This window comes from Bradyrhizobium arachidis (genome assembly GCF_024758505.1).
Lineage (GTDB): Bacteria > Pseudomonadota > Alphaproteobacteria > Rhizobiales > Xanthobacteraceae > Bradyrhizobium > Bradyrhizobium manausense_C.
Map to the genome: position 1 here is coordinate 9248643 of NZ_CP077970.1, position 14903 is coordinate 9263545.

Genomic DNA, 14903 nt, shown 5'->3' on the forward strand with positions numbered 1-14903 from the left:
TTCCCGCATTGCGAAAGGAGAACGGGCCATGAATATCCAACTCACCAAAAGCCAGATCGGGCTGGACGGCGTTCCCGCGGCCGAAACCGTGCTGAGCCATGTCGATGGCGAGCGCGGCGAACTGATCATCGCCGGCGAGCATGTCGGCCGTCTCGTTGCCGAATCGAGTTTCGAGGGAGTGACCGCGCGTCTGTGGAACGGCGCGATGGGGAGCAAGCTGACTGAGGCCAATGTGCGGGCGAGCCTCGGCGAAGCCCGCGCACGCGCTTTTGCCCGGCTGCCCGATCTCTTGCCGGCGACGCGTGGCATGGGGATCGTCGACGGGTTTCGCGCGGCGGTCGCAGGCCTTCGCGCCGAGCACGGGCTCGACCACGAGGCGACCATTGTGGGCGCCTTTCCAGTGATCGCGGGCGCGCTGGTGCGCCGGGCCAAGGGCGAGCATCCGGTCACGCCCGACCCGAGCGTGAGCCATGCCGCCGACACGCTGCGTATGCTGCATGGCCGCGAGCCCGCCGCGCGCGAGGTCACCGCGTTAGATGCCTATCTCGTCACCGTCTGCGACCACGGCATGAACGCTTCGACTTTTGCCACACGCGTGGTGGCGTCCACTCACGCAGACCTCTTCGCCGCCGTCACCGCCGGCTATTGCGCGCTGACGGGGCCGCTGCATGGCGGCGCGCCGGAGCCGGTGCTGGAAATGCTCGATGCGATCGGGTCGCGCGAGCGCATCAAGCCCTGGGTGGATGCAGCGCTGGCCCGTGGCGAGCGGATGATGGGATTTGGTCACCGCGTCTATCGCGTGCGCGACCCGCGCGCCGACGTGCTGAAGACCGCGATCGAGGCACTCGCCTCCAACGGCGCCGACCTGCCCTTCGCCGGCGAGGTCGAGGCCTATATCCGCGAGGCCCTACGGAAGAAGAATCCGGACCGGCCGCTGGAGACCAATGTCGAGTTCTTCACCGCGATCCTGCTCGACGCACTCGCAATTCCGCGGCAGGCTTTTACGCCGATCTTCGCCGTCGCGCGCGTCGCGGGGTGGACCGCGCACGCGCTCGAGCATCGGCGCACGGGACGGCTGATCCGGCCGAGCTCGTCGTATGTCGGGGCGATGCCGAAGGGGTGAGGGTAGGATTTCGTAGGGTGGGTTAGCCGAAGGCGTAACCCACCACTTCTGTCACCGCGGAGACTAAAGAGGTGGGTTACGCCTCGCGGACCGCGCTTCGCGCATCCGCAAGGCTAACCCACCCTACGCACCTGCCGTGACGCGAGAGGCTCACGCCTCCCGCACCACTGTCTTCAAATAGTTATACGCCTTGATGATCTCGATCAGGCGGTCTTCGGTCGAGCGGTCGCCGCCATTGGCGTCGGGGTGGTGCTGCTTGACCAGCGCCTTGTACTTGGTCTTGACGTCGGCAAGCGTGACGTCGGGGCCGAGGCCCATGACCTGAAGCGCCTTGCGCTCGGCGTTCATCACCTTGCGCGTCTCGGCCTTGGGCTGGGCGTCCGGGCCCTTCCGCCAGCTCGCGCGGCCGTTGATCTCCGAGAACATGCTGAAGGGATCGAAGGCGCCGTCGATCTCGGCCTCCGTTCCCTTCTTGACGCCGCCATTGGCGCCCATCTTCCAGGTCGGACGATGGCCGGTGAGCGCGTCCTTCTGGTAGCGCGCCACGGCCTCCGCGTTCATCCCGGAGAAGAAATTGTAGGACTGATTGTACTCGCGCACGTGGTCGAGACAGAAGTGCCAGTACTCGCGCGAATTCTCGCGCCCCTTCGGCGCGCGGTGCGCGCCCTTGTTCTGACAACCGGCCCACTCGCAATTGGCCACGGTCTCGCGCGGCTTCGCTTCCGGCTTCGCCTTGGTCGGCTTCACGCGGATGGAGTCGAAGAATTTGTTGGTGTCGATCGGCATGACAGACTTTGACTACGCAATGCAAAAACCTTCAAGTCTTGACATTGCAATTAGGACGAAACCCATAGCCGAAACTTCGGCGCCTTATGGCATTGACGGAACGCGCACGCACACTTTAATGGCAAACATGGCCATGACCGACACTATCAGCAACAAGTTGCGCGAAGCTTTCACGCCGGAAAGCCTGCGGGTGATCGACGAGTCACATTTGCATGAAGGCCACGCCGGGCACCGGCCGAGCGGCGAGACGCATTTCCGGGTTTATATTGTGTCTGACGCCTTCAAAGGGAAGGGCCGGGTCGAGCGCCACCGCATGATAAATGCGCTACTTTCCGCGGAACTCCAGGGCAGCGTGCACGCGCTGGCAATCCACGCGCAGGCGCCGGGAGAAGGGTAGCTCCGTCATTCCGGGGCGATGCAAAGCATCGAACCCGGAATCTCGAGATTCCGGGTTCGCCCTACGGGCGCCCCGGAATGACGATGCGAGTGCTTGAAGATCAAAACGACGTCCCGGCCCGTCGCGGCTTGGCTTCCTCGACCTCGGCTTCGCGCGGCACCGGTGAAATACGGAGCGCGGTGATGCGGTTGCGCTCGCGGCGGAGCACGCGGAATCGGAAGCCGTGGAAGGTAAAGCTCTGGCCGCGGTCGGGGATCGAGCGCGCCTCGTGAATGACGAGGCCCGCGACCGTCGTTGCCTCTTCGTCGGGCAGATTCCAGTCCATGGCGCGGTTGAGGTCGCGGATCGGCACCGAGCCATCGACCACCACGGAGCCGTCGGGCTGGGCGCGGACGCCCGCGACCACCACGTCATGCTCGTCGGAGATGTCGCCGACGATCTCCTCCAAAATGTCTTCCAGCGTCACAAGACCTTCAACCTCGCCATACTCGTCGACGACGAGCGCAAAATGGGTCTTCCGGCGGCGGAACGCCTTGAGCTGCTCGGAGACGGGCCGCATCTCCGGCACGAACCAAGGCGGCAGCGCGATGGTCGAGACGTCGATGCGCGAGGTATCACCGTCGGAGGCCCGGATCGCGCGCAAAAGGTCTTTTGCGTGCAGCACGCCGATGATGTTCTCCGGCTTCTCGCGCCAGAGCGGAATGCGGGTGTATTCGGTGGCAAGCACCTCGCGCACCAGATCTTCCGCGGGCAGATCGGCATTGATCATGACCATCTCGGTGCGATGGATCATCACGTCGGAGACCTGGAGCTCGCGCAGGTCGAGCAGGCCGCCGAGCATGTCGCGGTCGTGCTTCTCGACCTTGCCCTCGTGGTGCAACAGATCGACTGCACCGCGCAGGCGCTCGGTCGGCGACAGGATCGCCTGGTGCTCGCCGATCGCGATGCCGAACAGCCGCATCAGCACGCGCACGATGTTCTCGACGATCGACAGCAGCGGGCCGAGGATGAACACGGTGAGCCGCATCGGCCGCGCCACGGCGAGCGCAATGCGATCCGGCGCATTGATCGCGATGGTTTTTGGCAGCACCTCCGCAAAAATCACGACCAGCGCGGTCATCACGCCGGTGGCGTAGAGCACGCCGACTTCGCCGAACCAGGTGGTGAAAATCCCGGTCGCGATCGCGGACGCACCGATATTGGCGATGTTGTTGCCGAGCAGCAGCGCGCCGATCAGCCGCTCGCGGTTCTCGATCAGGATGGAGACGACGATAGCCTCGCGGTTACCCTGCTTGGACAGCCGCAGCATGCTGGCGCGCGAGGCGCCGGTCAGCGCGGTCTCGCTCGCGGCGAAGAATCCCGAGACCAGGAGGCAGAAGACGACGATGGAGAGTCCGAGCCAGTCCATGCACCCAACCGCCGGTTCAGCCGCACATCACGCTTTGCGGGCAAGCTTTTCTTGCAGGAAGTCACGCACGAGCGTGGGCTCGACGTCCTTGGCGATGACGGCGCGGCCGACCGCCTCGAGCAGGATGAAGGTGAGCTTGCCGCGCGTGACCTTCTTGTCCTGGGCCATCAGCGCCATCAGGCCGTCGGCATCGCTGAGCCCCTCCTGCGCAAATCCGGCAATGTCCTGCAGGCGCGTCGGCAGGCCGACCTCGGCCAGATGCCGCTCGACACGCGCGGCATCATCAGCGCCGATCATGCCGAGTTTTGCCGAAAACTCCGCCGCCAGCACCATGCCGATCGACACGCCCTCGCCGTGGAACAGGCGGTCGGAGAAGCCGGTGGCGGCCTCCAGCGCGTGACCGAAGGTGTGACCGAGATTGAGCAGCGCGCGCTCGCCGGTCTCGCGTTCGTCGCGCGAGACCACGCCCGCCTTGGCGCGGCAGGAGGTCGCGATCGCGTGCTCGCGCGCCGAACCACCTTTGAAAATGTCGGCCTGATTCTTCTCGAGCCAGGCGAAGAACGCCTCATCGCCGAGCACGCCGTATTTCGCGACCTCGGCATAGCCGGCGCGAAATTGCCGCGGCGACAGCGTGTCGAGCACGGCGGTGTCGGCGATGACCAGCACCGGTTGGTGGAAAGCGCCGAGCAGGTTCTTGCCCTGCGGCGAGTTGATGCCGGTCTTGCCGCCGACGCTGGAATCGACCTGCGCCAGCAGCGAGGTCGGCACCTGCACGAAATCGACGCCGCGGCGCAGGATCGCGGCCGCAAAGCCGGCGAGATCGCCGACCACGCCGCCGCCGAGCGCGACCACGAGATCGTTGCGCTCGATCTTTGCGGCGACGAGCGCCTCGCTGACCTTTTCGAGGCCGGCATAGGTTTTGGAGATCTCGCCTTCCTCGACGATGACGCGCGAGGTCGGGATGCCGGCGTCGCTGAGCGATGCCTCGGTCGGCTCCAGCCAGTGTTTTGCTACCGTGCGATCGGTCACGATCGCCGTCCGCACGCCGGGACGCAGTGCGGATATCCGCGCGCCCAGCGAGGCCAGCACGTCGCGGCCGATGACGATGTCGTAGGCGCGCTCGCCGAGCGCGACGTCGACGACGATGGGATCAGAATGTTTCAACGGCGCAGTCATCTCACTCGTTCAATCAGTTGGCAGCCTGGATCGGGCGCGGGCCACAGAGATAGGCGTGCAGCGTCTCGATGCATTCCTCGACGATGCGATCATGCGGCACGTCGCGCGAGGCGATCGTGAGGTCGGCACTGCCATAGACCGGCTCGCGCTCGCTGAGCAGGCGGGTAACGGTCGCCTCGGGATCGGCGGTCTGCAGCAGCGGGCGATCGGCCCGGCGCCGCACCCGCCGCATGATCACGTCAGGATCGGCCTTGAGCCAGATCGAGACCGCCTTGGCCGCGATCCGCCGCCGCGTCTCCTCGCGCATGAAGGCACCGCCGCCGGTGGCGAGCACGATCGGTCCACCGTCCAGGAGCCGCGCGATCACCCGCGCCTCGCCGTCCCGGAAGTGCGGCTCGCCATGGCGCTCAAAGATCTCGGGTATGGTCATGCCGGCGGCCGCCTCGATCTCGGTATCGGCGTCCACAAAGGGCAGCCGCAGCCGCGCCGCCATGCGGCGGCCGATGGTGGATTTGCCGACCCCCATCATGCCGACCAGCACGATCGAGCGCGGCCCGAGTGCCGACGCGATGTCGGCCTCGGACGGGGCAGGCGCTGGTGAGACGGCGTCGGACATATTCCTCGCTCAAATTTGCCGCGAAGTGCGGCATTCCCTGCCACCTATACTACCCCCCAAGAGGGCCTCGCCAGAGGACTCTTGCCACGAAACGGCGAACATGTTGGATGATTTCATTGGTTAATTTGCGCGCCCGAGACCCAGATCCATGCCGAGCCTGTTCCGCTTCCTGACGGTCGTCGCCGTGCTCGCCGGCATCGTCTATGGCGTGATCTTTTCGCTGGCAAACTTCGTCAATCCAAAGCCGCGGGAAATGACGGTGACGATCCCGCCTGACAAATTTCTCAAGAAATAGCGGTTAGGTTCGGAGGCGATGCCGACAAAACCCTCCGATACCAGACTGATCGGCCTGTTCCTCGACATGCTCGCGGCGGAACAAGGCGCAGGCCCCAACACGCTCGACGCCTACCGGCGCGACCTCACCGATTTCTCCGACTTCCTCAGCCACAAGTGCCAGGATTTCATCGGCGCGGACACGCAAACCCTGCGCGACTATCTCGGCGATCTCGACACGCGCGGCTTCAAATCCACCAGCGTCGCCCGAAAGCTGTCGGCGATGCGGCACGTGTACCGCTTCCTCCTCAACGAGAAACTGCGCGACGACGATCCGGCCGCGATTCTATCAGGGCCGAAGCGCGGCCGCAGCCTGCCAAAGGTGCTGTCGATCGCGGATGTCGACAAAATGCTCCGGCGCGCAAAGGAGCTCAGCGAGGCCGCCGACGCGTCGGCCTCGCAACGGTTGCGGAATTTGCGACTCTATTGCCTGCTGGAAGTGCTGTACGCGACGGGCCTGCGCGTCTCCGAACTGGTCGCGCTGCCGCGCTCGGCGGCAAAACGCGATGCCCGCATGATCGTGGTGCGCGGCAAGGGCAACAAGGAGCGGCTGGTGCCGCTCAACGAGGCCTCGCGGCAGGCGATGGCGGATTATCTCGCCGCGACCGATGCGACGACCAAGGGTGACGACAAGCCGAACAAAAAGGGCAGCCTCGCCGCCTCGAAATGGCTGTTTCCCTCGTTCGGCGAGAGCGGACATCTGACGCGGCAGCATTTTGCCCGCGACCTGAAGGAGCTCGCGGTCGCCTCGGGCCTGCAGGCCCGCCTGGTGTCGCCGCACGTGCTGCGCCACGCCTTCGCCAGTCACCTCCTGCACAACGGCGCCGACTTGCGCATCGTGCAGACCCTGCTCGGCCACACCGACATCTCGACCACCCAGATCTACACCCACGTCGTGGAGGAGCGGTTGAAGAGCCTGGTGCGCGACCTGCACCCGCTGGCGGAGAAGTAGGGCTCGCGCCCCGGACGCAGCGCAGCGTGAAACGGTGCGCTGCTGAGCCGGGGCCCATGCCGCTTGCTGGGTCCCGGCTCAGCGCAGCAGCGCCATAGCGCGTCGAGACGCGCGTGAACGCGCTCAAGGGGCGCTGCAGCGCGTCCGGGACGCGAGACCCACCGGGACGACGGATAGAACCGCCTTGACTTCGGCCCTTTCTCCGCAGAAAGAGCCGTCTTCCTTCCTGTGATTTGGCGCGCGCCTCGGTACGCACAAGCCAAACCATTGAAGAAGCTACACTTCTTATCCCTGAGCCAAATCCCGTTTCACCTCCCCGCCCCGTCCTCCCTATATTGAGTTGATGCCGGATCACATGCGCAGCTATCTCGATTTCGAAAAGCCCGTCGCCGAACTCGACTCCAAGGTCGATGAATTGCGCGCCCTGGCAGCCTCCGGGACCGACATCACTGATGAGATCGGCCGCATCGAGGACAAGGCGGCGCAGGCGCTCGCCGACCTCTACACCAACCTCTCGCCCTGGCAGAAAACGCTGGTCGCGCGCCATCCGCAGCGGCCGCATTTCTCCGACTTCATCAAGGGGCTGGTCACCGAATTCACCCCGCTCGCCGGCGATCGCAAGTTCGGCGAGGACGAGGCGCTGGTCGGCGGCTTCGGCCGTTTCCGCGGCGAAAGCATCTGCGTGATGGGCCAGGAAAAGGGCGATTCCACCGAGAGCCGCATCAAGCACAATTTTGGCATGGCGCGCCCCGAAGGCTATCGCAAGGCGGTGCGGCTGATGGAAATGGCCGAACGTTTCGGCATTCCCGTGCTGTCGATCGTCGATTCCGCGGGCGCCTATCCCGGCATCGGCGCCGAGGAGCGCGGCCAGGCCGAAGCCATCGCGCGCTCGACCGATGCCTGCCTGTCGCTGGGCGTGCCGAACGTCGCGATCGTCACCGGCGAAGGCATGTCGGGCGGCGCGATCGCGATCACCACCGCCAACAAGGTGTTGATGCTGGAGCACGCGATCTACAGCGTGATCTCGCCCGAAGCCGCCTCCTCCATTCTCTGGCGCGACGGTACCAAGGCCCAGGAAGCCGCCAACAGCATGAAGATCACGGCCCAGGACATGCTGCGCTTCGGCGTCATCGACACCATCCTGAAAGAGCCGGTCGGCGGCGCCCACAGAGACCCCGCCGTCATGATCGCCACCACGGGCGAGGCCATCGAGCAGGCCTTCATCGAGCTGCGCAACCTGGACGCGGACGGCATTCGCCGGCAGCGGCGGCAGAAATTCCTCGAAATCGGCCGGAAACTGGCCTGATTCCAGTCATTAGCTTCGTCATTCCGGGGCGCGCCAAGCGCGAACCCGGAATCTCGAGATTCCGGGTCTGGTCCTTCGGACCATCCCGGAATGACAGGATAACGCCGCGTTAACCCTTTTTTCGCCCAAATCAGCGAAGACGGCCCCAATTAGGCCCCAGGCCACGGTTTAGTCTCTGTTGACCATGCCTATGGGCCGACGGTCTCGTGATCCCGGTTCGGGTTGCGAGCCCGGGACCCAAAGGGTAAGATTTTAATCAATGACTTCAGGGCAAAACGCTGGAGTTTGGTCTCTCAAGTCCCGCAGCTCGCGGGGACCGGATCGCCGGTCGGGCCAGACTCCAAATTTGGGGTTTTGCGAACTTGCCCGGTGAGTGTGGGGTCTGTCTTGATTTCTAGCTCGCTCGCACGCGCGCTTTTGACGTCCGTCGCGCTGACCGCCAGCGTGCTGCTGGCTGGCTGCGACTCCGACCAGGTCTCGCTCGCGACCAACGCCAAGGCCAACCAGCCGGTCCCGCCGAAGCTCATTGCCGCCATGACCGAAAAGGACATGGATCTGCAATCGCCGATCCTGGTCCGCCTGTTCAAGCAGGAAGCCGAGCTCGAGGTCTGGAAGCAGACCCGAAGCGGCCAGTTCGCGCTGCTCAAGACCTACCCGATCTGCCGCTGGTCGGGCGATCTCGGCCCCAAGGTGCGCGAGGGCGACCGCCAGGCGCCCGAGGGGTTCTATTCGATCAATCCCGGCCAGATGAACCCGCAATCGGCCTACTACCTGTCCTTCAACACCGGCTATCCCAACGCGTTCGACCGCGCGCTGGGGCGCACCGGCTCGCAGCTGATGGTGCATGGCGACTGTTCGTCGCGCGGCTGCTACGCGATGACCGACGAGCAGATCGCGGAGATCTACTCGCTGGGACGCGAGTCCTTCTTCGGCGGCCAGAAGGCGTTCCAGCTCCAGGCGTATCCGTTCAAGATGACGCCGGTGAACATGGCCAAGCACCGCAACAACCCGAACATGGCCTTCTGGAAGATGATCAAGGAAGGCTATGATCATTTCGAGGTGACGCGGCAGGAGCCGAAGGTCGATTTCTGCGAACGGAAATACGTCTTCGACGCCGCCAAGACACCCGACGCCAAGCGCGATCCGGTGTTCGATGCGAATGCAAAATGCCCGGCCTATGTGATCCCCGAGGACATCCAGCAGGCCGTGCGCGAGAAGCAGCAGCGCGACGAGACCGAATATGCCAAGCTGGTTGCGCGCGGCACGCCGGTCGCGCGCATGAACACCGGCATCGACGGCGGCATGAACAAGGTGTTTGCCGTGCGCGTGCCCGAGGGCAATACCGGCCTGTCGGAAGCGCCCGACACCAACAGCCTGTCGCTGCTCGCGATGTCGAAGGCGCCGGGCACGATCCCCTCGACAGTCAATCCACCGAAGCCGAACCTGGCCGTCGCGGACGCCGCGCCGCAGAACGAGTCTGTTGTCGCCGCCCCGGCGCAGACCAATACCCGCGTCGCCTCTGCTGCGCCGGCCGAACAGCAATCCTCATCGTCCTCGGGCGGCGGCTGGTTCTCGGGGCTGGCGCGCAAGATGGGCATGGGCAGCTCCGACACGACCGCGACCACCACGCCGTCGACGACGCCGGCAGCTTCCGCACCACCTGCCACGGCAGCGTCCAGGCTGAAGGCCGCGGTGGGCCGGATCGTCCCTAGCCGCGACACGTCCAAGGATACGGCGAAGGACACGCTCAAGGACACACCCAAGTCGGTCGTTGCCGTGAAGCCGCAGGAAGCGGCAAAACCGGCCGAGACAAAACTCGCCCAGTCGCGTCCGCCGCTCAAGCCGTCCGTGGTCGAGGCCGCGCCGGCCGCAACGAGCAAGGACTCGCAGCTCGCGGGTGCTGCGCCGGTGGTGTCGTCGAACTCGTTCGACAGCCGGTTTGGGGCGATGAAGTAGGGCGTCGCTTTCGAGGCGACGGTGCAATCCATCGAACCGTCACCCTGAGGCGGCCGCTACTTCAGCGGCCCTCGAAGGGCGACGGCCCGACTGTCAGCTCGGCCGTTCATCCTTCGAGGCTCGCTGTGCGGTGCGCTTGCACCGCACGGCTCACACCTCAGGATGACGGGTCTGCCTAAGCGCCGCGAGAAACAGGCTCGAAGTCAGCAACGCCGTACCCTACGGCGCCAGATACCGAAGCAGTTCCGGATTGCCCCGCACGTCGCCCGCCGCGCCTTGCAGGGCGACGCGGCCGCGGTCCAGCACATAGGCGTAGTCGGCGACCCGCAGTGCGAGATCGAGGTGCTGCTCGACGATGATGACGGCGATCTGGCTGGCGAGCTCGATCAGGCGTTCGGTGATCTCCTCGATCACGCCGATCCAGACGCCTTCGGTCGGTTCATCCAGCAACAGCAGCTTTGGGTCGCCCAGCATCGCGCGGCCGATCGCGAGCATCTTGCGCTCGCCGCCTGACAACGTGCCGGCCGGCTGGTCGAGCCGCTGGCCGAGCTTTGGAAAGATCGTCAGCACGCGCTCGACTGCGGCGCCTGCGTCCTTGTTGGACAGCGAGCCGACCGCGAGATTGTCGCGCACCGACAGGCGGGCGAACACCGAATGCTCCTGCGGCACGTAGCCGATGCCGGCGCGCACGCGCTCCTCGGTCCGCCGGCGGCTGATGTCGCGGCCGTCGAAGGCGACCTCCCCTTTCCACGCCGGCAGCTCGCCGACGATGGTCTTCATCAGCGTGGTCTTGCCGGCGCCGTTGCGGCCGAGCACGGCGACGCCGCCGCGCCAGGGGATGCCGAGGGTGACGTCAAACAGCACCTGGCTGCGGCCATAGCCGGCATCGAGATGCCGTATGTCGAGAAATTCGTTTTCAGGCACGGCGCAGATAAATCTCCTGGACGTTTTTGTTGGCCTGGATCTCGGCAACCGTTCCCGACGCGAGCACGCGGCCCTGGTCGAGCACGGTGAGGCGGTCGCAGATGTCGCGGATGAAATCCAGGTCGTGCTCGACGATGACGAGCGAGCAATGCTGCTTGATCGGCTGCAGCAGTTCGCCGGTGACGCGGCGCTCTTCGAGGCTCATGCCGCCGGTCGGCTCATCCAGCAGTAGAAGTTTTGGTTTGCCCGCGAGCGCCATCGCGATCTCCAGCCATTGCTGCTGGCCATGCGACAGCGTGGCTGCGGCGTCATGCGCGCGGTCGGCGAGGCGGAACTGCGTCAGCATCGTCATGACCTGGTCGTGCAGCACACCACGGGTGCGCGAGAACACGAGGTCGAACAAGGAGCATTGCGCCTGCAGCGCCAGCAGGATGTTGTCGTAGAGCGTGAGCGTCGGCAGCACCGAGGTGATCTGGAATTTCAGGCTCATGCCGGCGCGGGCGCGTTCGGTCGGCGTGAACGCCGTGATATCCGCGTTGACGAAGCTGACCTTGCCGGCCGTCGGCACCTCGGCGCCCGCGATGCACTTCATCAGGGTGCTCTTGCCCGAGCCGTTCGGTCCGATCAGGCCGTGAAACTCGCTCTCGCCGACGGTGAGGGCCGCGCCATCGAGCGCGGTGAGCTTGCCGAAGACCTTTGAGATCCCCGCGGCTTCAAGGAGTGGCATTGCGCTTCTCCTTGAGCATATCCTTGAACTTGGCACCAAAGCTGCCGACCCGCTCGCGCTCTCCGAGCACGAAACTGATCAAGCCGAGCGGCCGGAACAGGATCACGAGCAACAGCAGCACGCCGAGGATGATCGGCCAGATCTCGCGATAATTGTCCGACAGCCAGAAGCTGACGCCTTCGACAATGACGGTGCCGATGACCGCGCCGATCAGCGTGCCGGATCCGCCGAACAGCACGTAGAGCACGACCTGGGTCGAGACCACCACGCCGACCATGTTGGGCCAGACGAAACCTTCATGGAAGGCGTAGAGGCTGCCGGCGAGCCCCGCAATGGCACCTCCGATCGCGAACACGATCGCCTTCAGATGCTGCGCCTTGTAGCCGAAGAAGGCGATGCGCTGCTCGTTCTCGCGCAAGCCCGCGAGCGCCAGGCCGAACTGCGAACGCACCAGGAAGCGGCACAAGAGGTAGACGACCACGAGAATGCCGAGCACGAGGTAGTAGTAGACGGGTCCCTCCGTGAATTCGTAGGAGCCGAGCGACATCGGTGCGATCGACGGGATGCCGTTCTGTCCGCCGAGATAATACCAGCCGCGCGCGAGGCGATCGGCCGCGTAGGAGCCGGTCAACGTGCCCAGCGACACGAAGATCACGCTCGACGGATGGCGGCCGAGCAGCAGGAAGCCGCCGAGCAGAAGCGCAAATGCCAGTCCGATCAGCGTTCCCGCCGGCAGCACGAGGAGGATTGCGGTGACGTTGAGGTCGCGCGCGAGCAACGCCACGCCATAGCCGGCCGAACCGAAGAACAGGGCCTGGCCAAAGCTCATGATGCCCGCATAACCCCACACCAGATCGAACGAGAGCGCGAACAAAGCGAGGATGATGACGCGGGTCGCGAACACCGTGAGATAGTCCTGCAGCACCAGCGGCAGGATCAGCGCCGCTAGCAGCACCAGTCCCTCGACGATGGGCAGGACTTTTCGTCCTGCCCTGGCCTTGGCACGCTTTGCCGGTCCACGCTCAGCCATCGCAATGTCCGCCTCGTCGCCGATGTCGGCGTCGATGGCCTGCTTTACCACACTCATGGACTTCGGCATTCCGGATCAGCACTCTTTCGGATCGACGAGACCGTTGCTGCGGCCGACGATCTCGTAGTTTCCGCCCTTGGCGACCGCGGTGTACATCTTCATCTTGCAGTGACGCTTGCCCGGTACCATCTCGGCCGGCCCGCCCGGGCCTTCCGCGATCTTGGCGTGATCGAGGCTTGCCGCGACCGACTCACGGTCGATCTTGCCGGCCTCCTTGACGGCGGCCTCCCACAGCTTCAGGCCGCGATAGGTGCCGGTCGCGGCACTTCCGGCCGCGAACAGGAAGTTGCCGGGGAAATCCTTCTCATAGGCCGCCTGGATCTTGGCGTCGAACGGGTTCTCCTTGGTCAGCACTTTGAAATAGTCGAGACAGCTTGCAAGCCCCTCGATCTCCGCGGCCTGATTGATGTTGAGCGTGTTCTCGTCATAGTAGACGCAGGCGAGCCGACCGCCGTTCTTGAGGAAGCCCGCTTCATAGAGCTGCTTGAAGAAGGGCCCGACGCCGGGCGGAATGACGGTGTTGAAGACGACGTCGACCTTGTTGGAGATGACGCGGTTGACGGTCGCCGAGAAGTCGACCTGATCGAGCGGGTAGTATTCCTCGAACACGACTTCGCCGCCGTTCTGCTCGATCACCTTGCGGGCATAGACGTTGAGGGTGTGCGGCCAGACATAGTTCGCGCTCGGCAGCGCAAACCTCTTGCCGCCGTTCTTGATGAGCCAGGGGATGAACTCGTCGCACTGCTGCGCCGGCGTCGGTCCGGTGCAGAACAGGTACGGCGTGCACTCCTTGCCTTCGTAGAGTTGCGGGTAGATGTAGAGCGTCTTGCCGCGTGCGACGATCGGATCCTTGATCGCGTTGCGCATCGAGCTTGTGATGCCGCCCAGCACCATATCGACCTTGTCGCGCTGGATGAGCTTGCGGACATTGCCGACGGCGACCGACTCATTCGAGGCGGTGTCCTCGATGTAGAGCTCGAGCGGGCGCCCGAGCAGGCCACCGGCCGCGTTGATCTCCTTGATCACCATTTTTGCAACATTGGCGTCGGCGTTGCCGGCATAGGCGATCGGACCTGTGAGATCGGTCGCGATGCCGACCTTGATCGGGGCTTCGGCGGCATTGGCCCAGGGGGCCGGAATCACCCAGCTTCCGATCCCGGTTGCGACCGCGCCGGACGCAAAGGCGAAATTGGACAGAAAGCGGCGACGTGAGAGCTTGATGCGATCGAACATGTGACTAAACCCCTTTTCCAGCGATGAGGCCCTGCGGCCGGAATTTGATGAAGACGATGGCAAGAACGAAGACGAGGACGTCGGCGACGACAGGCGCCATGACCCAGGGCAGCGCCGCGCTGAGCGTGCCGATCACGCCGGCGCCCGCGACGGGACCGATGAACGATCCGACGCCGCCGACCATGACCGCGACAAAGCCCTGGATCAGGAAGCGGATGCCGAGATCGGCATAGAGGCTGAACACCGGTACGATCAGCGCGCCCGCAAGGCCCGCAAGTGCCGAACCGAAGGCGAAGGTGGCGCCGTACATCAACGGCGTGGAAATGCCCGACGCGCGCGCCAGCGACGGGTTTTCCAGCGTGGCGCGCATGCGCAGACCGAAACTCGTGCGCGACAACAGGAGATAGCAGGCGCCCATCACCAAAAGCGTGATCACGATGATGGTGAAGCGCCAGGCCGAGATGTGCATGGTGCCGATGTCGATCGAGCCGCCGATCGGCTCGGGCACCGTCAGATAGAAGCCGCCGATCAGGCCGCGCACGGCCTCGCGGATGATCAGGCCGAGCGCGTAGGTTCCGAGCATCGCCACGATCGGTGCGGCATAGAAGCGGCGGATGATCAGCGCCTCCAGCACGAAGCCGAGCGCGCCGACGACGAAGGGCGCCGCAACCATGCCGGCCCAGATCGGCGCGCCATGGCTGTAGGCGAGATAGGTGACGTAGGCGCCGAGCAGGACGAACTCGCCCTGCGCGAAGTTGAAGATGCCCATCATGCTGGCGATGATTCCGAGCCCCAGCACGACCAGGACGATGATCGCGCCGAAGCTCAGGATCTCGAACGCTGCGACGAATGCGCTAGCCATGCGTTGCGATCCAT

Annotated in this window: 15 protein-coding genes; 6 read left to right on the plus strand and 9 right to left on the minus strand. The window is 64.9% G+C overall.

The features are described 5' to 3' along the window. The first annotated feature begins 28 nt into the window (after positions 1–28). On the plus strand, positions 29–1123 hold the full coding sequence (locus KUF59_RS43145) for a citrate synthase/methylcitrate synthase (protein WP_212458117.1): 1095 nt from the start codon (positions 29–31) through the stop codon (positions 1121–1123). A 150-nt stretch (positions 1124–1273) separates the two neighbouring features. Here the strand turns inward: KUF59_RS43145 and KUF59_RS43150 are convergent, their stop codons facing one another. After that, positions 1274–1909, minus strand: a complete 636-nt coding sequence (locus KUF59_RS43150) for a J domain-containing protein (RefSeq protein WP_212458118.1) — start codon at positions 1907–1909, stop codon at positions 1274–1276. A 118-nt stretch (positions 1910–2027) separates the two neighbouring features. On the opposite strand from KUF59_RS43150, the gene KUF59_RS43155 reads away from it, so the two are divergent. Then, a complete protein-coding gene (locus KUF59_RS43155) occupies positions 2028–2306 on the plus strand; it encodes a BolA family protein (protein ID WP_212458182.1) in 279 nt (92 codons plus the stop codon). Between the two features lie 100 nt (positions 2307–2406). Here KUF59_RS43155 and KUF59_RS43160 read toward each other — a convergent pair whose 3' ends face one another. The 3 genes from KUF59_RS43160 to KUF59_RS43170 are packed head-to-tail and all read right to left on the minus strand — an operon-like array spanning position 2407 to position 5506. Next, complete coding sequence (locus tag KUF59_RS43160) at positions 2407–3714, minus strand: HlyC/CorC family transporter (protein ID WP_212458119.1); 1308 nt, start codon at positions 3712–3714, stop codon at positions 2407–2409. Positions 3715–3741: 27 nt separating this feature from the next. Then, on the minus strand, positions 3742–4890 hold the full coding sequence (aroB, locus tag KUF59_RS43165; RefSeq protein ID WP_212458120.1) for a 3-dehydroquinate synthase: 1149 nt from the start codon (positions 4888–4890) through the stop codon (positions 3742–3744). Positions 4891–4903: 13 nt separating this feature from the next. Next, positions 4904–5506 carry a shikimate kinase gene (locus tag KUF59_RS43170; protein ID WP_212458121.1) on the minus strand — a complete coding sequence of 201 codons (603 nt, stop codon included), beginning with the start codon at positions 5504–5506 and terminating at the stop codon, positions 4904–4906. A gap of 148 nt (positions 5507–5654) precedes the next feature. On the opposite strand from KUF59_RS43170, the gene KUF59_RS43175 reads away from it, so the two are divergent. The 4 genes from KUF59_RS43175 to KUF59_RS43190 all read left to right on the plus strand — a co-directional run bounded on the left by KUF59_RS43175 (position 5655) and on the right by KUF59_RS43190 (position 10053). Then, positions 5655–5801 (plus strand): histidine kinase, encoded by a 147-nt coding sequence (locus KUF59_RS43175; RefSeq protein WP_212458122.1) that lies wholly within the window; start codon positions 5655–5657, stop codon positions 5799–5801. An 18-nt stretch (positions 5802–5819) separates the two neighbouring features. Continuing rightward, positions 5820–6791, plus strand: coding sequence for a site-specific tyrosine recombinase XerD (xerD, locus tag KUF59_RS43180; RefSeq protein WP_258768050.1), 972 nt, complete (start codon positions 5820–5822; stop codon positions 6789–6791). A 343-nt stretch (positions 6792–7134) separates the two neighbouring features. Next, positions 7135–8097: an acetyl-CoA carboxylase carboxyltransferase subunit alpha gene (locus KUF59_RS43185; protein WP_212458124.1), complete on the plus strand. Its 963-nt coding sequence runs from the start codon at positions 7135–7137 to the stop codon at positions 8095–8097. Between the two features lie 387 nt (positions 8098–8484). Continuing rightward, complete coding sequence (locus KUF59_RS43190; RefSeq protein ID WP_249140273.1) at positions 8485–10053, plus strand: L,D-transpeptidase family protein; 1569 nt, start codon at positions 8485–8487, stop codon at positions 10051–10053. 219 nt (positions 10054–10272) lie between these two features. On the opposite strand, the gene KUF59_RS43195 is transcribed toward KUF59_RS43190, so the two are convergent. The 5 genes from KUF59_RS43195 to KUF59_RS43215 are packed head-to-tail and all read right to left on the minus strand — an operon-like array spanning position 10273 to position 14889. Continuing rightward, the gene (locus KUF59_RS43195; protein WP_212458125.1) at positions 10273–10977 is read right to left on the minus strand and encodes an ABC transporter ATP-binding protein; all 705 of its coding nucleotides are present in this window, start codon (positions 10975–10977) and stop codon (positions 10273–10275) included. Next, complete coding sequence (locus KUF59_RS43200; RefSeq protein ID WP_212458126.1) at positions 10970–11704, minus strand: ABC transporter ATP-binding protein; 735 nt, start codon at positions 11702–11704, stop codon at positions 10970–10972. Before KUF59_RS43200 ends, KUF59_RS43195 begins: the two co-directional genes overlap by 8 nt. After that, positions 11691–12803, minus strand: a complete 1113-nt coding sequence (locus KUF59_RS43205) for a branched-chain amino acid ABC transporter permease (RefSeq protein ID WP_212458127.1) — start codon at positions 12801–12803, stop codon at positions 11691–11693. Before KUF59_RS43205 ends, KUF59_RS43200 begins: the two co-directional genes overlap by 14 nt. 6 nt (positions 12804–12809) lie before the next feature. Beyond that, a complete protein-coding gene (locus KUF59_RS43210; protein WP_212458128.1) occupies positions 12810–14027 on the minus strand; it encodes a substrate-binding protein in 1218 nt (405 codons plus the stop codon). A gap of 4 nt (positions 14028–14031) precedes the next feature. Then, the gene (locus tag KUF59_RS43215) at positions 14032–14889 is read right to left on the minus strand and encodes a branched-chain amino acid ABC transporter permease (protein WP_212458129.1); all 858 of its coding nucleotides are present in this window, start codon (positions 14887–14889) and stop codon (positions 14032–14034) included. Positions 14890–14903 lie beyond the last annotated feature (14 nt).